This is a genomic window from Rhodococcus sp. PAE-6, from assembly GCF_025290685.1.
GTDB lineage: Bacteria > Actinomycetota > Actinomycetes > Mycobacteriales > Mycobacteriaceae > Rhodococcus > Rhodococcus pyridinivorans.
Genome location: NZ_JAOCLZ010000002.1, coordinates 144,918 through 163,307, shown reverse-complemented (window position 1 = coordinate 163,307; position 18,390 = coordinate 144,918). Strand labels below are relative to the sequence as shown.

Annotated in this window: 20 protein-coding genes; 16 read left to right on the top strand and 4 right to left on the bottom strand. The window is 67.5% G+C overall.

The features are described 5' to 3' along the window. Positions 1–113 precede the first annotated feature (113 nt). Complete coding sequence (locus tag NVV99_RS05290) at positions 114–1,643, top strand: AMP-binding protein (RefSeq protein WP_024102944.1); 1,530 nt, start codon at positions 114–116, stop codon at positions 1,641–1,643. A 76-nt stretch (positions 1,644–1,719) separates the two neighbouring features. Here the strand turns inward: NVV99_RS05290 and NVV99_RS05285 are convergent, their stop codons facing one another. Further along, positions 1,720–2,757: an LLM class F420-dependent oxidoreductase gene (locus NVV99_RS05285; protein ID WP_024102943.1), complete on the bottom strand. Its 1,038-nt coding sequence runs from the start codon at positions 2,755–2,757 to the stop codon at positions 1,720–1,722. Between the two features lie 90 nt (positions 2,758–2,847). Here NVV99_RS05285 and NVV99_RS05280 point away from each other — a divergent pair, with 90 nt between their 5' ends. The 7 genes from NVV99_RS05280 to NVV99_RS05250 are packed head-to-tail and all read left to right on the top strand — an operon-like array spanning position 2,848 to position 8,663. After that, on the top strand, positions 2,848–3,819 hold the full coding sequence (locus tag NVV99_RS05280; RefSeq protein ID WP_024102942.1) for a Zn-ribbon domain-containing OB-fold protein: 972 nt from the start codon (positions 2,848–2,850) through the stop codon (positions 3,817–3,819). Positions 3,820–3,832: 13 nt separating this feature from the next. Further along, the gene (locus NVV99_RS05275; RefSeq protein WP_252173657.1) at positions 3,833–4,894 is read left to right on the top strand and encodes a thiolase domain-containing protein; all 1,062 of its coding nucleotides are present in this window, start codon (positions 3,833–3,835) and stop codon (positions 4,892–4,894) included. After that, entirely contained in the window at positions 4,894–6,069 is a 1,176-nt protein-coding gene (locus NVV99_RS05270; RefSeq protein WP_024102940.1) for a thiolase domain-containing protein, read from the top strand. The genes NVV99_RS05275 and NVV99_RS05270 overlap by 1 nt, the downstream gene beginning before the upstream one ends. An 8-nt stretch (positions 6,070–6,077) precedes the next feature. Continuing rightward, positions 6,078–6,959, top strand: coding sequence for a TIGR03619 family F420-dependent LLM class oxidoreductase (locus NVV99_RS05265; RefSeq protein ID WP_006551915.1), 882 nt, complete (start codon positions 6,078–6,080; stop codon positions 6,957–6,959). Then, complete coding sequence (locus tag NVV99_RS05260) at positions 6,956–7,369, top strand: nuclear transport factor 2 family protein (RefSeq protein WP_024102939.1); 414 nt, start codon at positions 6,956–6,958, stop codon at positions 7,367–7,369. Before NVV99_RS05265 ends, NVV99_RS05260 begins: the two co-directional genes overlap by 4 nt. Positions 7,370–7,379: 10 nt before the next feature. Beyond that, a complete protein-coding gene (locus NVV99_RS05255) occupies positions 7,380–7,952 on the top strand; it encodes an NTP transferase domain-containing protein (protein ID WP_260782762.1) in 573 nt (190 codons plus the stop codon). Between the two features lie 60 nt (positions 7,953–8,012). After that, positions 8,013–8,663 (top strand): hypothetical protein, encoded by a 651-nt coding sequence (locus NVV99_RS05250; RefSeq protein WP_024102937.1) that lies wholly within the window; start codon positions 8,013–8,015, stop codon positions 8,661–8,663. A 144-nt stretch (positions 8,664–8,807) separates the two neighbouring features. Here the strand turns inward: NVV99_RS05250 and NVV99_RS05245 are convergent, their stop codons facing one another. Then, complete coding sequence (locus NVV99_RS05245; RefSeq protein ID WP_019290108.1) at positions 8,808–10,061, bottom strand: cytochrome P450; 1,254 nt, start codon at positions 10,059–10,061, stop codon at positions 8,808–8,810. Between the two features lie 180 nt (positions 10,062–10,241). Here NVV99_RS05245 and NVV99_RS05240 point away from each other — a divergent pair, with 180 nt between their 5' ends. The 3 genes from NVV99_RS05240 to NVV99_RS05230 all read left to right on the top strand — a co-directional run bounded on the left by NVV99_RS05240 (position 10,242) and on the right by NVV99_RS05230 (position 12,630). Then, a complete protein-coding gene (locus tag NVV99_RS05240; RefSeq protein ID WP_024102936.1) occupies positions 10,242–11,405 on the top strand; it encodes a steroid 3-ketoacyl-CoA thiolase in 1,164 nt (387 codons plus the stop codon). Position 11,406: 1 nt separating this feature from the next. Continuing rightward, positions 11,407–11,880 (top strand): nitroreductase family deazaflavin-dependent oxidoreductase, encoded by a 474-nt coding sequence (locus NVV99_RS05235; RefSeq protein ID WP_006551921.1) that lies wholly within the window; start codon positions 11,407–11,409, stop codon positions 11,878–11,880. 90 nt (positions 11,881–11,970) lie between these two features. Then, positions 11,971–12,630, top strand: a complete 660-nt coding sequence (locus NVV99_RS05230; protein WP_024102935.1) for a GNAT family N-acetyltransferase — start codon at positions 11,971–11,973, stop codon at positions 12,628–12,630. Positions 12,631–12,688: 58 nt separating this feature from the next. Here NVV99_RS05230 and NVV99_RS05225 read toward each other — a convergent pair whose 3' ends face one another. Both NVV99_RS05225 and NVV99_RS05220 read right to left on the bottom strand, forming a co-directional pair. Then, positions 12,689–13,603, bottom strand: coding sequence for an SDR family oxidoreductase (locus NVV99_RS05225; protein WP_024102934.1), 915 nt, complete (start codon positions 13,601–13,603; stop codon positions 12,689–12,691). Further along, positions 13,600–14,376 (bottom strand): SDR family oxidoreductase, encoded by a 777-nt coding sequence (locus tag NVV99_RS05220; RefSeq protein WP_006551924.1) that lies wholly within the window; start codon positions 14,374–14,376, stop codon positions 13,600–13,602. The genes NVV99_RS05225 and NVV99_RS05220 overlap by 4 nt, the downstream gene beginning before the upstream one ends. Positions 14,377–14,570: 194 nt before the next feature. Between NVV99_RS05220 and NVV99_RS05215 the strand changes: the two genes are divergently transcribed. Genes NVV99_RS05215 through NVV99_RS05195 form a run of 5 tightly spaced genes read left to right on the top strand, consistent with a single transcriptional unit; the run spans position 14,571 to position 18,389 of the window. Then, on the top strand, positions 14,571–15,125 hold the full coding sequence (locus tag NVV99_RS05215) for a MaoC family dehydratase N-terminal domain-containing protein (RefSeq protein WP_024102933.1): 555 nt from the start codon (positions 14,571–14,573) through the stop codon (positions 15,123–15,125). Then, positions 15,122–15,529: a Zn-ribbon domain-containing OB-fold protein gene (locus NVV99_RS05210; protein WP_024102932.1), complete on the top strand. Its 408-nt coding sequence runs from the start codon at positions 15,122–15,124 to the stop codon at positions 15,527–15,529. The genes NVV99_RS05215 and NVV99_RS05210 overlap by 4 nt, the downstream gene beginning before the upstream one ends. After that, complete coding sequence (locus NVV99_RS05205) at positions 15,526–15,936, top strand: MaoC/PaaZ C-terminal domain-containing protein (RefSeq protein WP_024102931.1); 411 nt, start codon at positions 15,526–15,528, stop codon at positions 15,934–15,936. The genes NVV99_RS05210 and NVV99_RS05205 overlap by 4 nt, the downstream gene beginning before the upstream one ends. After that, positions 15,933–17,117: a lipid-transfer protein gene (locus NVV99_RS05200; protein ID WP_024102930.1), complete on the top strand. Its 1,185-nt coding sequence runs from the start codon at positions 15,933–15,935 to the stop codon at positions 17,115–17,117. Before NVV99_RS05205 ends, NVV99_RS05200 begins: the two co-directional genes overlap by 4 nt. Before the next feature lie 39 nt (positions 17,118–17,156). Continuing rightward, positions 17,157–18,389: an acyl-CoA dehydrogenase family protein gene (locus NVV99_RS05195; protein WP_024102929.1), complete on the top strand. Its 1,233-nt coding sequence runs from the start codon at positions 17,157–17,159 to the stop codon at positions 18,387–18,389. Position 18,390: the final 1 nt, after the last annotated feature.

The window sequence follows — 18,390 nt, the reverse complement described above, 5'->3', positions numbered from 1 at the left end:
CCATGAGAGCACGGTCACAACCATCTCCTTAGCTCTGCTACATTGTCGGCCGTGATCCAGACCACAAGATCACAGTGTTCGTCGAGGCGATGTCGAGGCAATGAGGAGCCCCCATGTATCCAGGAGTCCACGCCCGCACTGCCCCGGACAAGCTCGCCGTCGTCCTGGCCGACAGTGGCCGGAGCCTGACCTACCGCGAACTCGACGACCGGTCGGCGGCGCTCGCCCGAGTGCTGCACGATGCCGGGCTCCGCCCCGGCGACGTCGTCGCCCTCCTCACCGACAACCGGCCGGAGGCATTCGAGGTGTTCTGGGCCGCAATGCGGTCCGGGCTGTACATCACGGCGGTCAACAGCCACCTCACCGCCGGCGAGGTGGCGTACATCGTCGAGGACAGCGGCGCGAAGGCCCTGATCGTCTCGGCGACGCTGGGTGAGCTTTCCGAACAGGTCGGCGAGAAGGTCACGATCGGTTCCGCGCGACTCGCGTTCGGCGGCGCCGTGCGCGGTTTCGAGTCGTACGAGGACGCCCTCGCCGGGGCCGGTCCGCGGCTCGAGGAGGAACCGTGCGGCGCCATCATGCTGTACTCGTCCGGAACCACGGGCTTCCCCAAGGGAATCCAGCCGGATCTCCCGGAACGTCGCGTCGACGAACCCGGTGAGCCGCTGGTGACGGTGGCGCAGTTCCTCTTCGGCCTCACCGACTCCGACGTCTACTACTCCCCCGCCCCGCTCTATCACGCAGCGCCTCTGCGCTGGGGTGGGGCGATCCACGCGCTCGGCGGCACGGTGGTCCTGGCCGAGAAGTTCGACGCCGAGACCGCGCTCCGGCACATCGAGGAGCACAAGATCACCGCCGGGCAGATGGTGCCGACGATGTTCGTCCGCATGCTCAAGCTCGACGACGAGATCCGTGCCCGCCACGACCTGTCGAGTCTGCGCGTGCTCGTCCACGCCGCCGCGCCGTGTCCGCCGGAGGTCAAGCGGTCGATGATCGACTGGCTCGGACCGGTGATCTACGAGTACTACAGCTCCACCGAGGCCAACGGGATCACGTTCATCAACAGCCAGGAATGGCTCGAACACCCGGGTTCGGTCGGCAAGAGCGTGCTCGGGCCCGCGCACATCTGCGACGAGGAAGGGCGGGAACTCCCGGCCGGTGAGGTGGGGACCATCTACCTCGAGTACGAGAAGGTTCCGTTCTCGTACCACAACGATCCCGAGAAGACCGCGGCGTCGCAGCATCCCGAGCATCCCACATGGACCACGGTCGGCGACCTCGGTTACCTCGACGAGGACGGTTACCTGTATCTGACCGACCGCAAGTCGTTCACGATCATCTCCGGCGGAGTGAACATCTATCCGCAGGAGATCGAGAACGTGCTCGCCCTGCACCCGGCCGTCGAGGACGTCGCCGTCATCGGCGTACCCCATCCGGAGATGGGCGAGGAGGTCAAGGCCGTCGTGCAGGTGTCGTCCGGTGCCACCACATCACCCGATCTCGCCGACGACCTCATCGCGTACGTCCGCGAGCGGGTCGCCCACTTCAAGGTGCCGCGGTCGGTGGACTTCGTCGACGAACTGCCCCGCACCCCCACGGGCAAGCTGGTGAAGGGCAAGCTGAAGGCGGCCTACGCCTCCTGACGCCACACGCGGCGGGCGGAAGTCGTCCTCACGGAACGGTTTCCGCCCGCCGTGGCGTTGGCCCAGTACCACTGGTCTAGCGCAACACCACGTCGGCGATCGTGCGCACCTGGTCGACGTCGCGGCAACCGACCAGCAGCATCGTCACGCCGGCCTCCTCCCACCGCTTCACGCCCTCGCGTACCTCGTCGGCGTTCCCGGCGATCATCGTCTCGGTGACCATCTCGTCCGGGATCGCTGCCGCCGCTTCTTCCTTACGGCCGGCACGGAACAGCGCGGTCACCTCGTCGACCACGGCCTCGTATCCCATCCGCCGGTAGACCTGCGCGTGGAAGTTCAACTCCGGCGCGCCCATTCCCCCGACGTACAGTGCCGTCACCGGTTTCATCGCCGCGATCGTCCCTGCGCGGTCGTCCGTGATCACCACCTGGCAGGTCGCCGCGATCTCGAAGTCCTCGCGGGTGCGCCGGGCGCCCGGCCGGGCGAACCCCTCGTCGAGCCACTCGTCGTACATCGGCGCCAGGCGCGGGGTGTAGTAGATCGCGAGCCAGCCGTCGGCGATCTCGGCGGTGAGCGCGACGTTCTTCGGACCTTCGGCACCGATCCAGATCGGGATGTCCGACCGCAGCGGATGCGTGATGGGCTTGAGCGGTTTACCGAGCCCGGTGGATCCGGTGCCTGCGTAGGGCAGCGGGAAGTGCGGTCCGTCGCCGGTCACCGGCGCTTCGCGCGCGAGCACCTTGCGGATCACGTCGACGTACTCGCGGGTCCGTGCGAGGGGCTTGGCGAACGGTTGCCCGTACCAGCCCTCCACCACCTGTGGCCCCGAGACGCCGAGGCCGAGGATGTGCCGGCCACCCGAGAGGTGATCGAGCGTGAGCGCGTGCATCGCGCAACTCGTCGGTGTGCGTGCGGAGATCTGCACGACGGACGTGCCGAGCCGCACCCGCTCGGTGGACGAACCCCACCAGGCGAGCGGAGTGAACGCGTCCGATCCCCACGATTCGGCGGCGAAGACGGCGTCGAATCCTTCGGCCTCGGCCGCAGCAACGAGTTCCGGTGCGTTCGAGGGCGGCTGAGCACCCCAGTAGCCGAGTTGCAGTCCCAGTTTCATTGGACGCCTTTCCTGTCGGGCGAATCGTGGAGAGATGCAGTTCGCGCGCCGCTCTTGCCAGCACCACTAGAACCTGTTCTACTCGAAATTGTGAGCCTGGGAAAGAGCACGGTTGCCGAGCCACCGCTGAGCGCACCGCTGAATCTGAAGTTCGACTACACACGATCCACCGGGCCGACCGTCGGAGCCTTCGTCACCGGATTGCGCGACGGCCGCATTCTCGGCGCCCGCGGATCCGACGGACGGGTCCTCGTCCCACCCCCCGAATACGACGCGGTCACCCATGAACCGCTCACCGATGTCGTCGAGGTCGGACAGACCGGCACCGTGGTGAGCTGGACGTGGAACGCCGAGCCGTTGCCCGGACAGCCCTTCGACCGGCCGTTCGCGTGGGCGCTGATCCGCCTCGACGGCGCCGACACCGCACTCCTGCACGCCGTCGACGTCGCCTCCCCGGACGACATCGAGACGGGTCTGCGTGTACGTGTGCGGTGGGCCGCCGAACGCACCGGCGACATCCACGACATCGAGGCCTTCGAACCCGGCGAGGCGACGATCACCGTCGCAGCGGCCGAGGGTGATCCGGTCACGATGATCACCACTCCCGTCGACCTGGACTACCGGCACTCCGCCTCCCCCGAGGAATCCTGGTACCTGCGAGGGTTGAAGGACGGCAGGATCATCGGTGGCCGCACCGGCCCGGGCGGGAAGGTCTACGTGCCCCCGCGCGGTGCGAGCCCCACCGACGGCGTACCGACGAAGGAACCCGTGGAAGTGTCCGACAAGGGCATCGTCACCACCTTCTGCATCGTGAACGTGCCATTCCTCGGCCAGCAGATCGAGCCGCCCTATGTCGCCGCCTACGTACTGCTCGACGGTGCCGACATCCCGTTCCTGCACCTGATCCTCGAATGCGATGCGTCCGAGGTGCGGATGGGCATGCGTGTCGAAGCGAAATGGCGTCCTCGCGAGGAGTGGGATCACACGCTACGCAACATCGAGTACTTCCGTCCCACCGGCGAACCCGACGCCGACTACGACACCTTCGAACACCACCTCTGAGAGCGGCGGACACATGACAGACATTGCAGTCGTCGGCTTCGCGCACGCTCCGCACGTGCGCGAGACGTTCGGCACCACCAACGGCGTCGAGATGCTCGTCCCGTGTTTCCAGGAGCTGTACGGCAAGCTCGGCATCACCAAGTCCGACATCGGTTTCTGGTGTTCGGGTTCCTCCGATTACCTTGCCGGACGAGCATTCTCGTTCATCTCGGCGATCGATGCGATCGGCGCCGTCCCGCCCATCAACGAATCGCATGTCGAGATGGATGCGGCCTGGGCGCTCTACGAGGCGTGGGTCAAGCTCATCACCGGTGAGGGCGACACCGCCCTCGTGTACGGCTTCGGCAAGTCCTCGGCCGGCACTCTGCGCCAAACCCTGTCCCTGCAGCTCGATCCGTACCTCGTGGCCCCTCTGGGCGTCGACTCCGTCTCGCTCGCGGGCCTGCAGGCCCGCCTGGGTCTCGACTCCGGTAAGTGGACCGACCGCGAGATGGCGGAGGTCGCGGTCCGTAGCCGCGCCGCCGCCAAGGACAATCCCAAGGCGCAACTCTCCGGCGACTTCGACATCGACGAACTGCTCGCCCAGCCGTACATCGCCGACCCGTTGCGTAAGCACGACTGCGCCCCCGTCACCGACGGCGCGGCCGCGATCGTCCTCGCGACCGGCGACCGGGCGCGCGAGCTGTGCGAGAACCCGGCGTGGATCACCGGGATCGAGCATCGCACCGATTCACCGAACTTCGGCGCACTCGATCTGACCGTCTCACCCTCGACCCGGGCCGCAGCGCAGGCCGTCACCGGCGGGGACACCGCCTTCGACGTCGCCGAGTTGCATGCACCGTTCACGCACCAGGAACTCATCCTGCGCGAGGCGATCGGCCTGGGCGAGTCGACGACGATCAACCCGTCCGGTGGGCCGCTGACGGGCAACCCGATGTTCTCCGGCGGTCTCGAGCGCATCGGTTACGCAGCGCAGGCGATCATGGACGGCACGGCCGGACGTGCACTCGCGCACGCGACGAGCGGTGCTGTGCTGCAACAGAATCTGGTAGCCGTTCTGGAGGGACGCAACTGATGGCGAAGCAACCCGCAGCTGTCCTCGGAACCGGGCAGACCCATTACGTCGCCAAGCGGCACGACGTGTCGATGTCCGGCCTCGTCCGCGAGGCGATCGACCGCGCCATGACGGACGCCCAGATGGGCTGGGACGACATCGACGCCGTGGTGATCGGCAAGGCCCCCGACCTGTTCGAGGGCGTCATGATGCCCGAACTGTCGATGGTCGACGCCATCGGCGCCACGGGCAAGCCGATGCTGCGCGTGCACACCGCCGGGTCCGTCGGGGGCTCGACGGCGAACGTCGCGGCAAGCTTCGTCCAGGCCGGCGTGCACCGCCGGGTACTCGCGGTGGCCTGGGAGAAGCAGTCCGAGTCGAACGCGATGTGGGCGCTGTCCACACCGGTCCCGTTCACCATGCCGGTCGGTGCCGGCGCGGGCGGCTACTTCGCGCCGCACGTCCGTTCGTACATCCGCCGGTCCGGTGCGCCCGAGCACATCGGGGCGATGGTCGCGGTCAAGGACCGCCTCAACGGCGCGAAGAATCCGTACGCGCATCTGAAGCAGCCCGAGATCACCCTCGAGAAGGTGCAGGCCTCGCAGATGCTGTGGGATCCGATCCGGTACGACGAGACGTGCCCGTCGTCCGACGGTGCGTGCGCGGTCGTGCTCGGCGACGAGGACACCGCGAAGGCCGCCGAGCAGGCCGGCCGCCGGGTGGCGTGGATCCATGCCACGGCGATGCGCACCGAACCCACCACCTACGCCGGGCGCGATCAGGTGAATCCGGAGGCCGGACGGGTCGCTGCCGCAGCACTGTGGAAGCAGGCCGGTATCACCGATCCGCTCGGCGAGATCGACTGCGCCGAGATCTACGTGCCGTTCTCGTGGTTCGAGCCGATGTGGCTCGAGAACCTCGGTTTCGCGTCCGAGGGGTCGGGGTGGAAACTCACCGAGGCCGGCGAGACGGCGATCGGCGGTCGGCTTCCGGTCAACATGTCCGGCGGCGTGCTCTGCTCCAACCCCATCGGGGCATCGGGCATGATCCGGTTCGCCGAAGCCGCGATCCAGGTGATGGGCACGGCGGGAGATCACCAGGTCGACGGCGCCCGCAAGGCACTCGGACATGCCTACGGCGGTGGATCCCAGTACTTCTCCATGTGGGTGGTGGGCTCCGACCGGCCCACGAATTAGGAGTCATCATGGTCTCGTTCACCGTCGGGGTCGCGATGACCCCACTCGACCAGCTCACCGGCATCGCGCAGACCGCCGAGGAGTGCGGATACACCTCGATCGCACTGCCCGACTCCCTGTTCTACATGGAGAAGCAGACGGTCGACTATCCGTACACCCCCGACGGTTCGCGGATGTGGACGCCCGACACCCCCTGGGTGGATCCGCTCATCGCCGCGGCGTCGATGGCGGCGAGCACGTCGACGATCCGGTTCTACACCCAGGTGCTCAAGCTCGGCTCCCGCAATCCGGTGCTGCTGGCGCGGCAGGTCGGATCCGTTGCGAACCTCACCGGGAACCGGTTCGGACTGGGTGTCGGAATCGGCTGGGCGCCGGAAGAATTCGAGTGGTGCGGTGTGCCCTACGCGAAGCGCGGCAAGCGCGTCGACGAGATGATCGACGTCCTGAAGCTGATCCTCGACGGCGGCATGGTCGAACATCACGGCGAGTTCTACGACTTCGACCGGCTGCAGATGAGTCCCGCGCCCACCGCACCGGTACCGCTCTACGTCGGTGGGCACACCGAGGTGGCACTGCGTCGTGCGGCCCGGGTCGGTGACGGCTGGACGTCGGCGATGATCGGGTTCGACGATCTGGTCGGGGTCATCACCCGACTGCGCGAATTGCGGGCCGAGTACGGCCGCAGCAACCTGCCGTTCGAGATCCAGACGGTGTGTGTCGACAGGTTCGGTGGTTCCGGTTACGCCGAACTGGCCGACGCCGGGGTCACCGACATCATCGTGGTGCCGTGGATCTTCGACGGCCACGGTTTCGACTCCCCGCTCGAGGCCAAACAGGAATCGCTGCGGAAGTTCGCCGACAAGTACATTCCCGGAAGGGATGCCGCATGAGCGAGGAACACCCGGCGCGTATCGCAGCGAAGGCATCGCAGGCGGCGGCGAGCGGGAAACGCAAGGACGAGTGGCTCGCGCTGTTCGCGGAGAACGCGTGCGTCGAGGATCCGGTGGGTCCGTCCGGCTTCGATCCGGAGGGCAAGGGGCACCACGGACACGAGGCGATCGCGAAGTTCTACGACATGACCATCGCGAACACCGACAAGCTCGAGTTCCTCGTCGACGACGTGCTGGTGTGCGGCAACGAGTGCGTCAACATCGGCACGATCCGCACCACGATGGCGGGCAATCTCATCGACGCGGAGGGCGTGTTCGTCTACCGGGTCGACGACGACGGCAGGATCGTGTCGCTGCGTGCGTTCTGGGAAGTGGATCGCGCGATGAAGACTCTGCGGCCGGTCTCGTAGCATCGGCGGTATGCCGACCGCCGGAATCGTTCTCGCAGCAGGGGACGGCTCTCGGTTGGGTGGACGCGCGAAGGCGTTGCTCCCCCACCGTGGCCGTCCCCTGCTGCATACCGTCGTCGAGGCACTGCTCGGCGGTGGCTGCGACGAGGTCGTGGTGGTAGTCGGGGCGTTCGGCGACGAGGTCGCCGCCGCCTGCCCGACCGGCGCCACGGCGGTGCACAATCCCGACTGGTCCGACGGCATGTCGACCTCCCTGCGCCATGGGGTCGACGCCGCGCGCACTCACGACCGGGTCGCGCTCACCGTCGTCGACTTTCCCGGCATCACGGCCGATCTGGTGCGCCACGTCCTGGACGAGCACCGGCCGGGCACGGTCACGCTCCCCGTCTTCGGAGATCACCCCGGTCATCCGGTGGTCTTCGACATCGCCGACGCGCTCGGCGCCGCCGCCGACGCCGCCGGTGACGAGGGCGCGCGGTCCTTCCTCGCCCGCAATCGTGAACGCGTGCGGCGTCTCGACTGCACCGGGCTCGCCGACCCCGGAGACGTCGACACCTCCGAGGATCTTCGCCGCCTGACCTGATCGCATCGTCGCCCGGCGTGTCGGCGCCGCGTCCCGGTGACCGCTCGGAGAAGGTAGGGGGTGCCCTCCTGGATTCTCTACGCACTCGCAGCCGTCGGCAGTTTCACCGCCGGAACCGTCCTCGCCGCGCCGAGCGTCGACACCTATCCACTCGATACCGGGTTCGGTTTCGGTGCCGTGGAGACTTCGGGTATCACCGCGTCTGCCACGGGAGCGCTCGTCGCCGCGTCGATCGCGCTGTGGTTACGCCACCGGGTGGGCGCGCTCGGCGCCGTCGTGGCCGGAGCCGCACTCGTGGCGGTCGTCGCCCTGCCGGGTGCGTGGCGGTTCGACATGTACGTCTCGGCGGTCGGTGCAGGCCTGGTGCTCGGTGCCCTCGTCGTCTGCTGCGCCCGAAGTGCGGGCACCCGGCTCCCCGCGGTGATGACCGGTGGCGTCGTTGCCGCGCTGCTCACCGCGGAACCCGTCGCGGAATACCGGGAGTTCGCGGCCTCCTCGTCCGGAAGCGCCGTGTACCTCGAGGTGTCGGCGCAGCCCGCCAACACAGTGTGGACGGTTCTCTCGGTGACTGTCATCGCGGTGGCAACAGCGGCTCTCGTGATGCGTGCCGGTGCTCCCGATTCGGATGGACCGCCTACACGCCTCTCACCGATTCTCCGTCCGGGTGGACGCCGGACTCGTGGACGGTTCTCACGACCGGTGTATCGGTAGCCGGTGTGCTCGCGGCGGGGGCCGCGATGTGGTGGATCGGCCGCAGGTCCGAGGTCCTGTAGACGACACGGGATGTGCGAGGTCCCCGGGCGCGCAGGGGCGCCCGGGGACCTCGATGTTCGGTTCGGTCGGTGTTCGGTTCGGTCAGTGCTGGACCGGGCACCCACCCGAGGTCTTGTAGTCGACCTGGAACTCCTTGATGCCGTTGAGCCAGCCCGACCGCAGACGGTGCGGGTCGCCGATCTTGGTGATGTCCGGGATGTGGTCGGCGATCGCGTTGAAGATCAGGTCGATCTCCATACGTGCGAGGTTCGCGCCCAGGCAGTAGTGCGCGCCCGTTCCACCGAATGCCAGGTGCGGGTTGGGATCACGAAGGATGTCGAACTCGCGGGGGTTGTCGAACACTTCTTCGTCGTTGTTGGCCGAGGCGTACAGCATGACGACGCGCTCGCCCTTGCGGATCGTCTGACCGCCGAGTTCGGTGTCCTCGAGCGCCGTGCGCTGGAACGAGGTGACGGGAGTGGCCCAGCGGATGATCTCGTCGGCGGCGGTCTTCGGCCGGTCGCGCTTGAAGATCTCCCACTGCTCGGGGTTGTCGAGAAAGGCCGCCATGCCGTGGGTGATCGCGTTGCGGGTGGTCTCGTTGCCGGCCACCGCGAGCACGATGAAGAAGAAGCCGAACTCCTCGGGAGCGAGTTCGTCGCCGTCGATGTCGGCCTCGATGAGGGTGGTGACGATGTCGTCGGCCGGGTTCTCCTTGCGGGCAGCGGCCATCTGGTAGGCGTAGCCCAGCACCTCCATGGAGGCGGCCGCCGGATCGGCGGTGTTGTCCGGATCGTCGTAGCCCGTCATCTGGTTGGACCATTCGAAGATCTTCGCGCGGTCCTCCTGCGGGACGCCGATGAGATCGGCGATCGCCTGCAGCGGCAGTTCCGCGGCGATCTGGGTGACGAAGTCGCCCCGACCGGCCTGGCAGGCCTCCTGGACGATCATCTTGGAGCGACGGTCGAGCTCGTCGCGCAGGCCGTTGATCGCACGGGGCGTGAAGCCTCGGGCGACGAGTTTGCGCAGCTTGGTGTGCTCGGGGGCGTCCTTGTTGAGCAGGACGTGACGTTGCAGCTCGACGGCCTCACGAGGAATGTCGTCGTTGAACCGCGGAATCGCAGTGTTCTCCCAGTTGGAGAACACGTCGCTCCGGCGGGAGACCTCTCGGACCTCCTCGTGCCGGGAGACAACCCAGAAACCCTCGTCGTGGAAACCACCGACGTCGGGAGACTTCTTGTTCCACCACACCGGTGCCGTCTTACGCAGTTCCGCGAACTCTTCGAACGGCATACGGTCTGCGTACAGATCGGGATCGGTGAAGTCGATGTCTTCGGGGATGTTCGGCTGCGCCACTGATATCTCTCCTGCCCTGGCGAGTACCGCTCGCGTGATTTGTAACACGTTCTAGAACCATTCAAACACAGGCGCGCCGCGCGACCAAGAGATCTGCACGTCCCGTGGATAATCGAGTTCTGTTGCCTCCCGGAGAAACCTGTTCTATTTTGCGAAGAACGTAGGAGAAAGGAGCCCGAAGTGGGCACACCAGTCATCGTCGAGGCCGCACGGACCCCGATCGGCAAGCGGGGTGGATGGCTCGCGGGCCTGCACGCTGCCGAGATCCTGGGCGCCGTCCAGGCCGGACTCGTCGAACGCGCCGGCATCGACGCCGAGCTCGTCGAACAGGTCATCGGTGGCTGCGTCACCCAGGCGGGCGCCCAGTCCAACAACATCACCCGCACCGCATGGCTCAACGCGGGGCTGCCCTGGCAGGTCGGCGCGACCACCATCGACGCCCAGTGCGGATCGGCGCAGCAGGCCAATCACCTCATCGCAGGCCTCATCGCCACCGGCGCCATCGACGTGGGCATCGCCTGCGGCATCGAGGCGATGACCCAGGTGCCCCTCGGCGCCAACGTCGGCGACCAGGCGGGCCCGCGCCGGCCGGAGTCCTGGAACATCGACATGCCCAACCAGTTCGAGGCCGCCGAACGCATCGCGCGGCGCCGCGGCATCACCCGCGAGGACGTCGACGCACTCGGCGTGCGCTCACAGCAGCTCGCGAAGCAGGCCTGGGACGAGGGCCGGTTCGACCGCGAGGTGCTGCCGGTCGTCGCACCCGTCGTCGACAAGGAGGGCAACCGCACCGGCGAGAAGGCGACCGTCACCCGCGACCAGGGTCTGCGCGAGACGTCGGCCGAGTCGCTGGCGAAGCTGAAGCCCGTGCTCGAGGGCGGCATCCACACCGCCGGCACCTCGTCGCAGATCTCCGACGGAGCCGCGGCCGTGCTGCTCATGGATTCCGACCGCGCGAAGGCACTCGGACTGAAGCCGCGGGCGCGGATCGTCGCGCAGGCTCTCGTCGGCGCCGAACCCGAGTTCCACCTCGACGGCCCGGTCCAGGCCACCGCGAAGGTTCTCGAGAAGGCGGGCATGAGCATCGACGATCTCGACCTGTTCGAGGTCAACGAGGCGTTCGCGTCGGTGCTGCTGTCCTGGGCCCAGGTGCACGGACCCGACATGGACAAGGTCAACGTCAACGGTGGCGCGATCGCGCTCGGCCACCCCGTCGGATCCACCGGTTCCCGCCTCATCACCACCGCGCTGCACGAGCTCGAGCGGCGTGACGCGTCGACCGCTCTGATCTCGATGTGCGCCGGTGGAGCGCTGGCGACGGGCACCATCATCGAGCGCATCTGACATGGGCACCGAAGCGGCGCCGAAGGGCCTCGACTCGAAGGCCACGATCTCGATCATCAAGTGGATGTCGCGGTTCAACGTCGCGGCGTACCGGGCGACCGGCGGTCGCATCGGCGGGAAGTGGCGCGTGGGAAGCGCCTTCCCGTGGGGCATCCCGGTGTGCCTGGTGACCACGATCGGGCGGAAGACCGGGCAACCGCGAACGGTCCCGCTGCTGTTCCTCGAGGACGGCGACAAGGTGGTCCTCGTCGCCTCCCAGGGAGGACTGCCCAAGCACCCCTTGTGGTTCCGCAACATCCAGGCGAACCCGGAGACCACGGTGCAGATCAAGTCGCGCATCCGGACCATGCGGGCGCGGGTCGCGAGCGACGAGGAACGAGCGGCCTACTGGCCACGTCTGACGGCGATGTACCCGGACTTCGACAACTACCAGTCGTGGACCGACCGTGTGATTCCCGTCGTCGTGTGCGAGTGAGCGTCCCGCCCGGCACGGTTCGCCGGGACGGTCCCGTGCGGGAATACTGAGTCTCGTACGTCCAGGTTCTCGACGAAGGGATGTCGCACGATGGAAACCACCGATCACGACAAGGTGCTCGACCGGCGGGAAATCGCGGCCGCGCTGCTCCGGGCGCTCGAACGACGCCACGAGGTGCTCGACGTGATCGTCGAGAGCAAGGATCGGGGCGACGCGGTCGCGAAGCTCGCCTCGCTGCTCGACACCGACGAGTTCTGCGCGGAGGCCGTGCTGAACCTTCCGTTCCGCCGTCTGACCCAGGCGGAGCGGAAGAAGATCCGTGAAGAACTCGACGATCTCGATGCGGTGCTGCAGTGGACGACGGCGGCGCGTCCGTACGCGACCGGCGCGCATTTCCGGTTGCGGCCCATTTCCCACAGCGCGGCCGACACGGCGCTGTTCAAGCAGCGCTGCGCCGACCAGCTGGGTGACGACAGCGACGAACAGGTCGAATCCGAGCGGCAGCGCGGCAACGAGCTGATGGACGACGAGTCCGGCATGTGGCTTGTGGCCGAAGATCTTTCGGGCGACGAGCCGAAGGCCATCGGGTTCGCGTTCGGCGAGCTGACCGGCAACGAGGTCGAGGTGCGGATCTGGGTGCATCCCGAGTTCCGCAAGCAGGGTTACGGCACCGCCACGCTCAAGCAGGCACGTTCCGAACTCGCTGCCTACTTCCCCGGCTCCACCCTCATCGTCCGCGCGCCCGCCTAGAGCGGCGACGCCGTCCGTGCGCGTTTCCGGTGATGACCACCGGAAACGCGCGGGGACATCACGCTCCGTAGACCGGCGTCGGCGGCTGCGACGCTGCGATCAGCTTCTCGACGACGGGACCGAGTTCCTTCGGATCCCAACGGTCGCCCTTGTCGATCGCCTCACCGTGGCGCCATCCGTCGGCCAGCGACACCTTGCCGCCCTCGGCCTCGAACACGCGACCGGTCACGTCCTTCGCTTCGGCACTGCCGAGCCACACGACCAGCGGCGAGACGTTCTCCGGCGCCATGGCGTCGAAACCCTCTTCGGGTGCGGCCATCATCTCGGCCATCGCGCCACCGGCCCCGACGGTCATGCGGGTGCGTGCCGAGGGTGCGATCGCGTTGACGGTTACCCCGTAGCGGCCGAATTCGGCTGCGGCCTGGATCGTGAGCGTCGCGATACCGGCCTTGGCGGCGGCGTAGTTGCCCTGGCCGATGCTGCCCATCAGGCCGGCACCCGAGCTGGTGTTGATGATGCGGGCGTCGACGGGGTTGCCGGCCTTGGCCTCGGCGCGCCAGTAGGTCATGGCGTGACGCATCGGCGCGAAGTGCCCCTTGAGGTGCACGCGGATGACCGCGTCCCACTCCTCTTCGCTCATGTTGGCGAGCATGCGGTCGCGCAGGAATCCGGCGTTGTTGACGAGCACGTCGAGCCGGCCGAAATTGTCGAGGGCGGTCCTGACGAGGTTCTCGGCGCCGGCCCAGTCGGCGACGTCGTCGCCGTTGACGGCGGCCTCTCCCCCGGCCGCACGGATCTCCTCGACGACCAGCTCACCGGGGCTCTCCCCCGTGGCGGTTCCGTCACTGCCGACACCGATGTCGTTGACGACGACCTTGGCGCCTTCCGCGGCGAATGCCAGGGCATGCGCGCGACCGAGGCCGCGTCCGGCGCCGGTCACGATGACGACGCGCCCGTCCATCAGTCCACTCACTTCGTCTCCTTCGTTTCGGCCGCTGCCATGTAGGCAGGGCGTTCACCGCCGCCGTGGACGGTCAATGTCGATCCGCTGACGTAGGCCGACAGCGGAGAGGCCAGGAATGCGGCGCAGTGGCCGATATCTTCGGGCTGGGCCAGCCGTCCCAGCGGAACGGTCTCGCCGACTGCGGCGACGCCGGCCTTGTCTCCGTAGAACAGGTGCGACTGTTCGGTTTCGACCAGGCCGACCACCACCGAGTTCACCCGTACCTTCGGGGCCCACTCGACGGCGAGCGACTGTGCGAGGCTGTCGACGCCTGCCTTGGCCGCACCATATGCCGCGGTGCCCGGCGAGGGGCGGGATCCGCTCACGCTCGAGATGTTGACGATCGAGCCGCCGGTGTCCTGCTTCTGCATCACCGCGTTGGCGGCCTGCGCGACCAGCAGCGGGGACAGCAGGTTCAGTTCCACGATCTTGGCGTGGAACTTCGGGCTGGCATCGGCCGCCAGCGCGTACGGTGACCCGCCGGCATTGTTCACCACGGCGTCGAGCCGCCCGTGGCGGTCGACGATGGTCTCGATCAGCGCGGCCACCTGATCGGCATCGCGGACATCGCACGTCAGGAACTCCGCGGTCCGCCCGTCCACCTCGAGAGGCTGTTCGGGCTCGTTGCGAGCGCACGTCACGACGGTCGCACCGGCACGCAGGAACACCCTGGTGATGCCTGCACCGACTCCCCGTATTCCCCCGGTGACGAGCACGACCGCGCCGTCGAGTCCCAGATCCATTCGCTGCCTCCACGTCATTCATCCCGCGGGATGCGCGGGTCTCACGTCGACAACTTACCAAGCAATCGCTTGGTTTGGTACCGGCTCCCCCTCACCCCGCCACTGCTCCTGCTCAGTGGGAATCACGGGAACTCGCTTGTCGGCCCCACTTAGCGTGACGACGAACGCGCGCGTCGAAGAGGAGTGACTGGGCCATGCAGACCGTCGAGCAGGATTACGAGAAGTACGTCGGGCAGGTGGCCGAACCACCCCGCGTGGCCCGATACGCCGTCAACGACGCCATGATCCGCAACTGGGTCGAGGCCCACGACGACTTCAACCCGATCTACGTCGACGCCGAGGCCGCGCGCGAGACCGGACGCGACTCCGTCGTGTGCCCGCCCGCCATGATCTCCACCTGGATCATGGCCGGCTACCGCCGCTGGCGTGACGTGCAGCGCAAGCGCGCCGAGGGCGTCGTGGAGGACTTCGCATACTCCCGGATGCTTGCCGACCTCGATCGGGAGGGTTTCACCTCCGTCGTCGCGACGAACGTCGAGCAGGACTACCACCGCGAACTCGTCCCGGGCGACCACATCACCGCCCACTACACGATCGAGTCCGTATCCGAGGTCAAGCGAACGGGTCTCGGCGACGGCCGATTCTTCACGCTGTACAAGCGCTACGAGGACCAGAACGGCGAAGTCGTCGCCGAGGAACGCTTCCGGATGCTCCGGTTCAACCCGAACACCGACAAGGAGACGCGATGACCGCCGTCCCCCGGCTCACCATCACCCAGGACAACCAGTTCTGGTTCGACGCCGTCCGTGAGGGCCGACTCGAGATCCAGCAGTGCAGCGAGTGCGGCACTCTGCGCCATCCTCCGGGCCCGGCATGCCCCGCGTGCCGCTCGTTCGAATGGAAGACCGTCGAATCCTCACGGCGCGGAACGCTTCACAGCTGGACGGTCATTCACCACCCGCAGGATCCGGCCTTCGAGTACCCGCTCGCCGTCGGACTGATCGACCTCGACGAGGGGATCCGCATCGTCGCCGACATCGCGGGCGTCGACCACGACACCCTCGAGATCGGCATGGAACTCGAGGTGGGATTCGCCGAGCACGCACACGGCGAGATCCTGCCTCAGCTGCGCAAGCCCGGAGGAGACGCATGAACCTCGCCGAATGCACTGTCGGACAGGAACTTCCCCAACTCGCCCTGCCTATGGATCGCACCACCATCGTGGCTACCGCGATCGCGTCGCAGGATTTCGAGGATGTGCACCACGACCCGGACGCCGCACTCGGACGCGGCACACCGGACGTCTTCATGAGTATCAATGCCACCAACGGTTTCGTCGACCGGTACGTCACCGACTGGACCGGACCGTCGGCGCGGGTGCGCCGCGCGTCGCTGCGCCTGGGCGTGCCCTGCTTCCCCGGCGACCCCATGCACATGAACGGTGAGGTGACCGCCGTCGACGGCGCGACCGTCACCATGAAGGTGCAGGGCCGCAACAGCAGAGGCGTCCACGTCACCGCGGAGGTCGTGGTGGAGCCGTACGAGAGGAAGAGCCGATGACCGTCAAGGGCTTCTCCGGAGTCGCCGCTATCGCCGGTATCGGAGCCACCGAGTTCTCCAAGAACTCCGGCCGCAGCGAATGGCAGCTTGCGTGCGAGTCGGTCCTCGCTGCTCTCGATGACGCGCAGATCGGCGTCGAAGAGGTCGACGGCTTCGCGCTGTTCACCATGGAGACCAACCCCGAGATCGCCGTCGCCCGCGCGCTCGGCATCCCGGAATTGAAGTTCTTCAGCCGGATCCCGCACGGCGGTGGCGGCGCCTGCGCACCCGTGCAGCAAGCCGCACTGGCCGTCTCGAGCGGTGTCGCCGACGTCGTGGTCGTCTACCGCGCCTTCAACGAGCGCTCGGGTCACCGTTTCGGCGCCGGGCCGCCGCCCTTCGCATACAACTCGAACACCGACCAGGAATACCGGAACTGGATCAACCCGTACGGCCTGCTCACTCCCGCTCAGCAGGAGGCCTTCCTGGCCCGCACCTACATGCACAAGTACGGGGCGACCAGCGCGGACTTCGGGCAGATCTCGGTGCTCTCGCGCAAGCACGCGGCGAACAACCCCAAGGCCTGGTTCTACGAGCGGCCCATCACTCTCGACGACCACCAGAACTCGCGGATGCTCGCCGACCCGCTGCGTCTGCTGGACTGTTGCCAGGAGAGCGACGGCGGACAGGCACTGGTCATCGTGAGTGCCGAACGCGCACGGGATCTTCCGCACCCGCCGGCGATCATCACCGCTGCAGCGCAGGGTGTCGGTCCTCAGCAGATCTCGATGAGCAGCTACTACCGCGAGGACATCGACGCGATGCCCGAGGTGGAGCTCGTCGCCCGGCAGATGTGGGCACAGGCAGGTTTCGGTCCCGAAGGCATCGACGCCGCGATCCTGTACGACGCGTTCACCCCCATGGTCCTGCTCCAGCTCGAGGAGTACGGCTTCTGCGGTCGCGGTGAGGCGAAGGACTTCATCGCCGACGGCAACCTCGAGGTGGACGGGCGACTGCCGATCAACACCCACGGCGGTCAGCTCGGCGAAGGCTACATCCACGGCGTCAACGGCATCGCCGAAGGCGTCCGGCTCATCCGCGGCACCTCCGTGAACCAGCCGGCGAAGACACTCGACAACGTGCTCGTCACGGGCGGATCGCCGGTGCCGCACAGCGCGATCGTCCTCTCGGCCGACCGTTAGGCCCGCAACCCGGGCCCCGACCACCTCTCAGGAGACCACATGCATCCCGAGCTGTCCGACAAGTCACGGCGGCTGCGCACCGAACTGCGGGAGTACTTCGCCCGCATCATCCACGACGACGATCGACGCGCCCTGGTCGATCAGACCGAGGGTGGACCGGTCTTCGACAAGATCTACCGGCAGATGGGCGCCGACGGCTGGCTCGGCCTGGGGTGGCCCGAGGAGTACGGCGGACGCGGGGAGGATCCCGAGGCGCTGTACGTCTTCTACGACGAGACGATCCGCGCCGGCGCGCCGGTCTCGCTGGTCACGCTCAACACCGTCGCGCCGGCACTGATGAAGTACGGCACGCAGGAGCAGAAGGACTTCTTCCTTCCCAAGATCCTCACGGGTGAACTGAAGTTCGCGATCGGGTACACCGAGCCCGGTGCCGGCACCGACCTCGCTGCACTTCAGACGCGGGCACGCATCGACGGTGACGAACTCGTCATCGACGGCAACAAGCTGTTCACGAGTTCGGCCATCTTCGCCGACTGGATCTGGCTCGCCGTGCGCACCGATCCGGACGCGCCTCGCCACAAGGGGATCTCGGTCGTGCTCGTGCCGACCTCGTCGCCGGGCTTCTCCGCCACCGAGATCCAGACCGTCGGCGGAATCAGCACAGCGGTCACGTACTACGAGAACATCCGCGTTCCGCTGAGCAACGTCGTCGGCGAGCTCAACGGCGGCTGGACCCTCATCACGAGCCAGCTCAACCACGAACGTGTCGCGCTGGCCGCCCGCGGTGGCATCGCCAACGAGATGTACGACGAGGTCCTCGCCTGGGCGAAGCAGGAGCCCTTCGGCCCCGGTGTGCTGTTCGACGTCCCGTGGGTGCGTTCGACTCTCGCCGAGGTCTACGCGCTGCTGTCGGCAGCCGACCTCGTGAACCTGCGCCTGGTGTCGGACATCGCGGCCAACACCCTCGACGGTGGCGACTCCGCCGCAGCGAAGGTGTTCGGAACCGAGGGTGTCGTCGCGGCCTACGGAATGTTGCAGGAGGTGCTCGGCGCCCGCGGTCTGCTGCGTCCCGGTAGCCACGGCGCCGTGATCGAAGGCCGCATCGAAGCGCTCGGTCGACGCGCGCAGAACAACACCTTCGGTGGTGGCAGCAACGAGGTGATGCGCGAGATCGTGGCGGCGAAGACCCTCGGAATGACCCTGGGCGCCCGCAGGCGCCCCGACGCGACGGCACAGGCTGCGGTGAAGACGCCGGCAGAGACGAGGAGCTGAC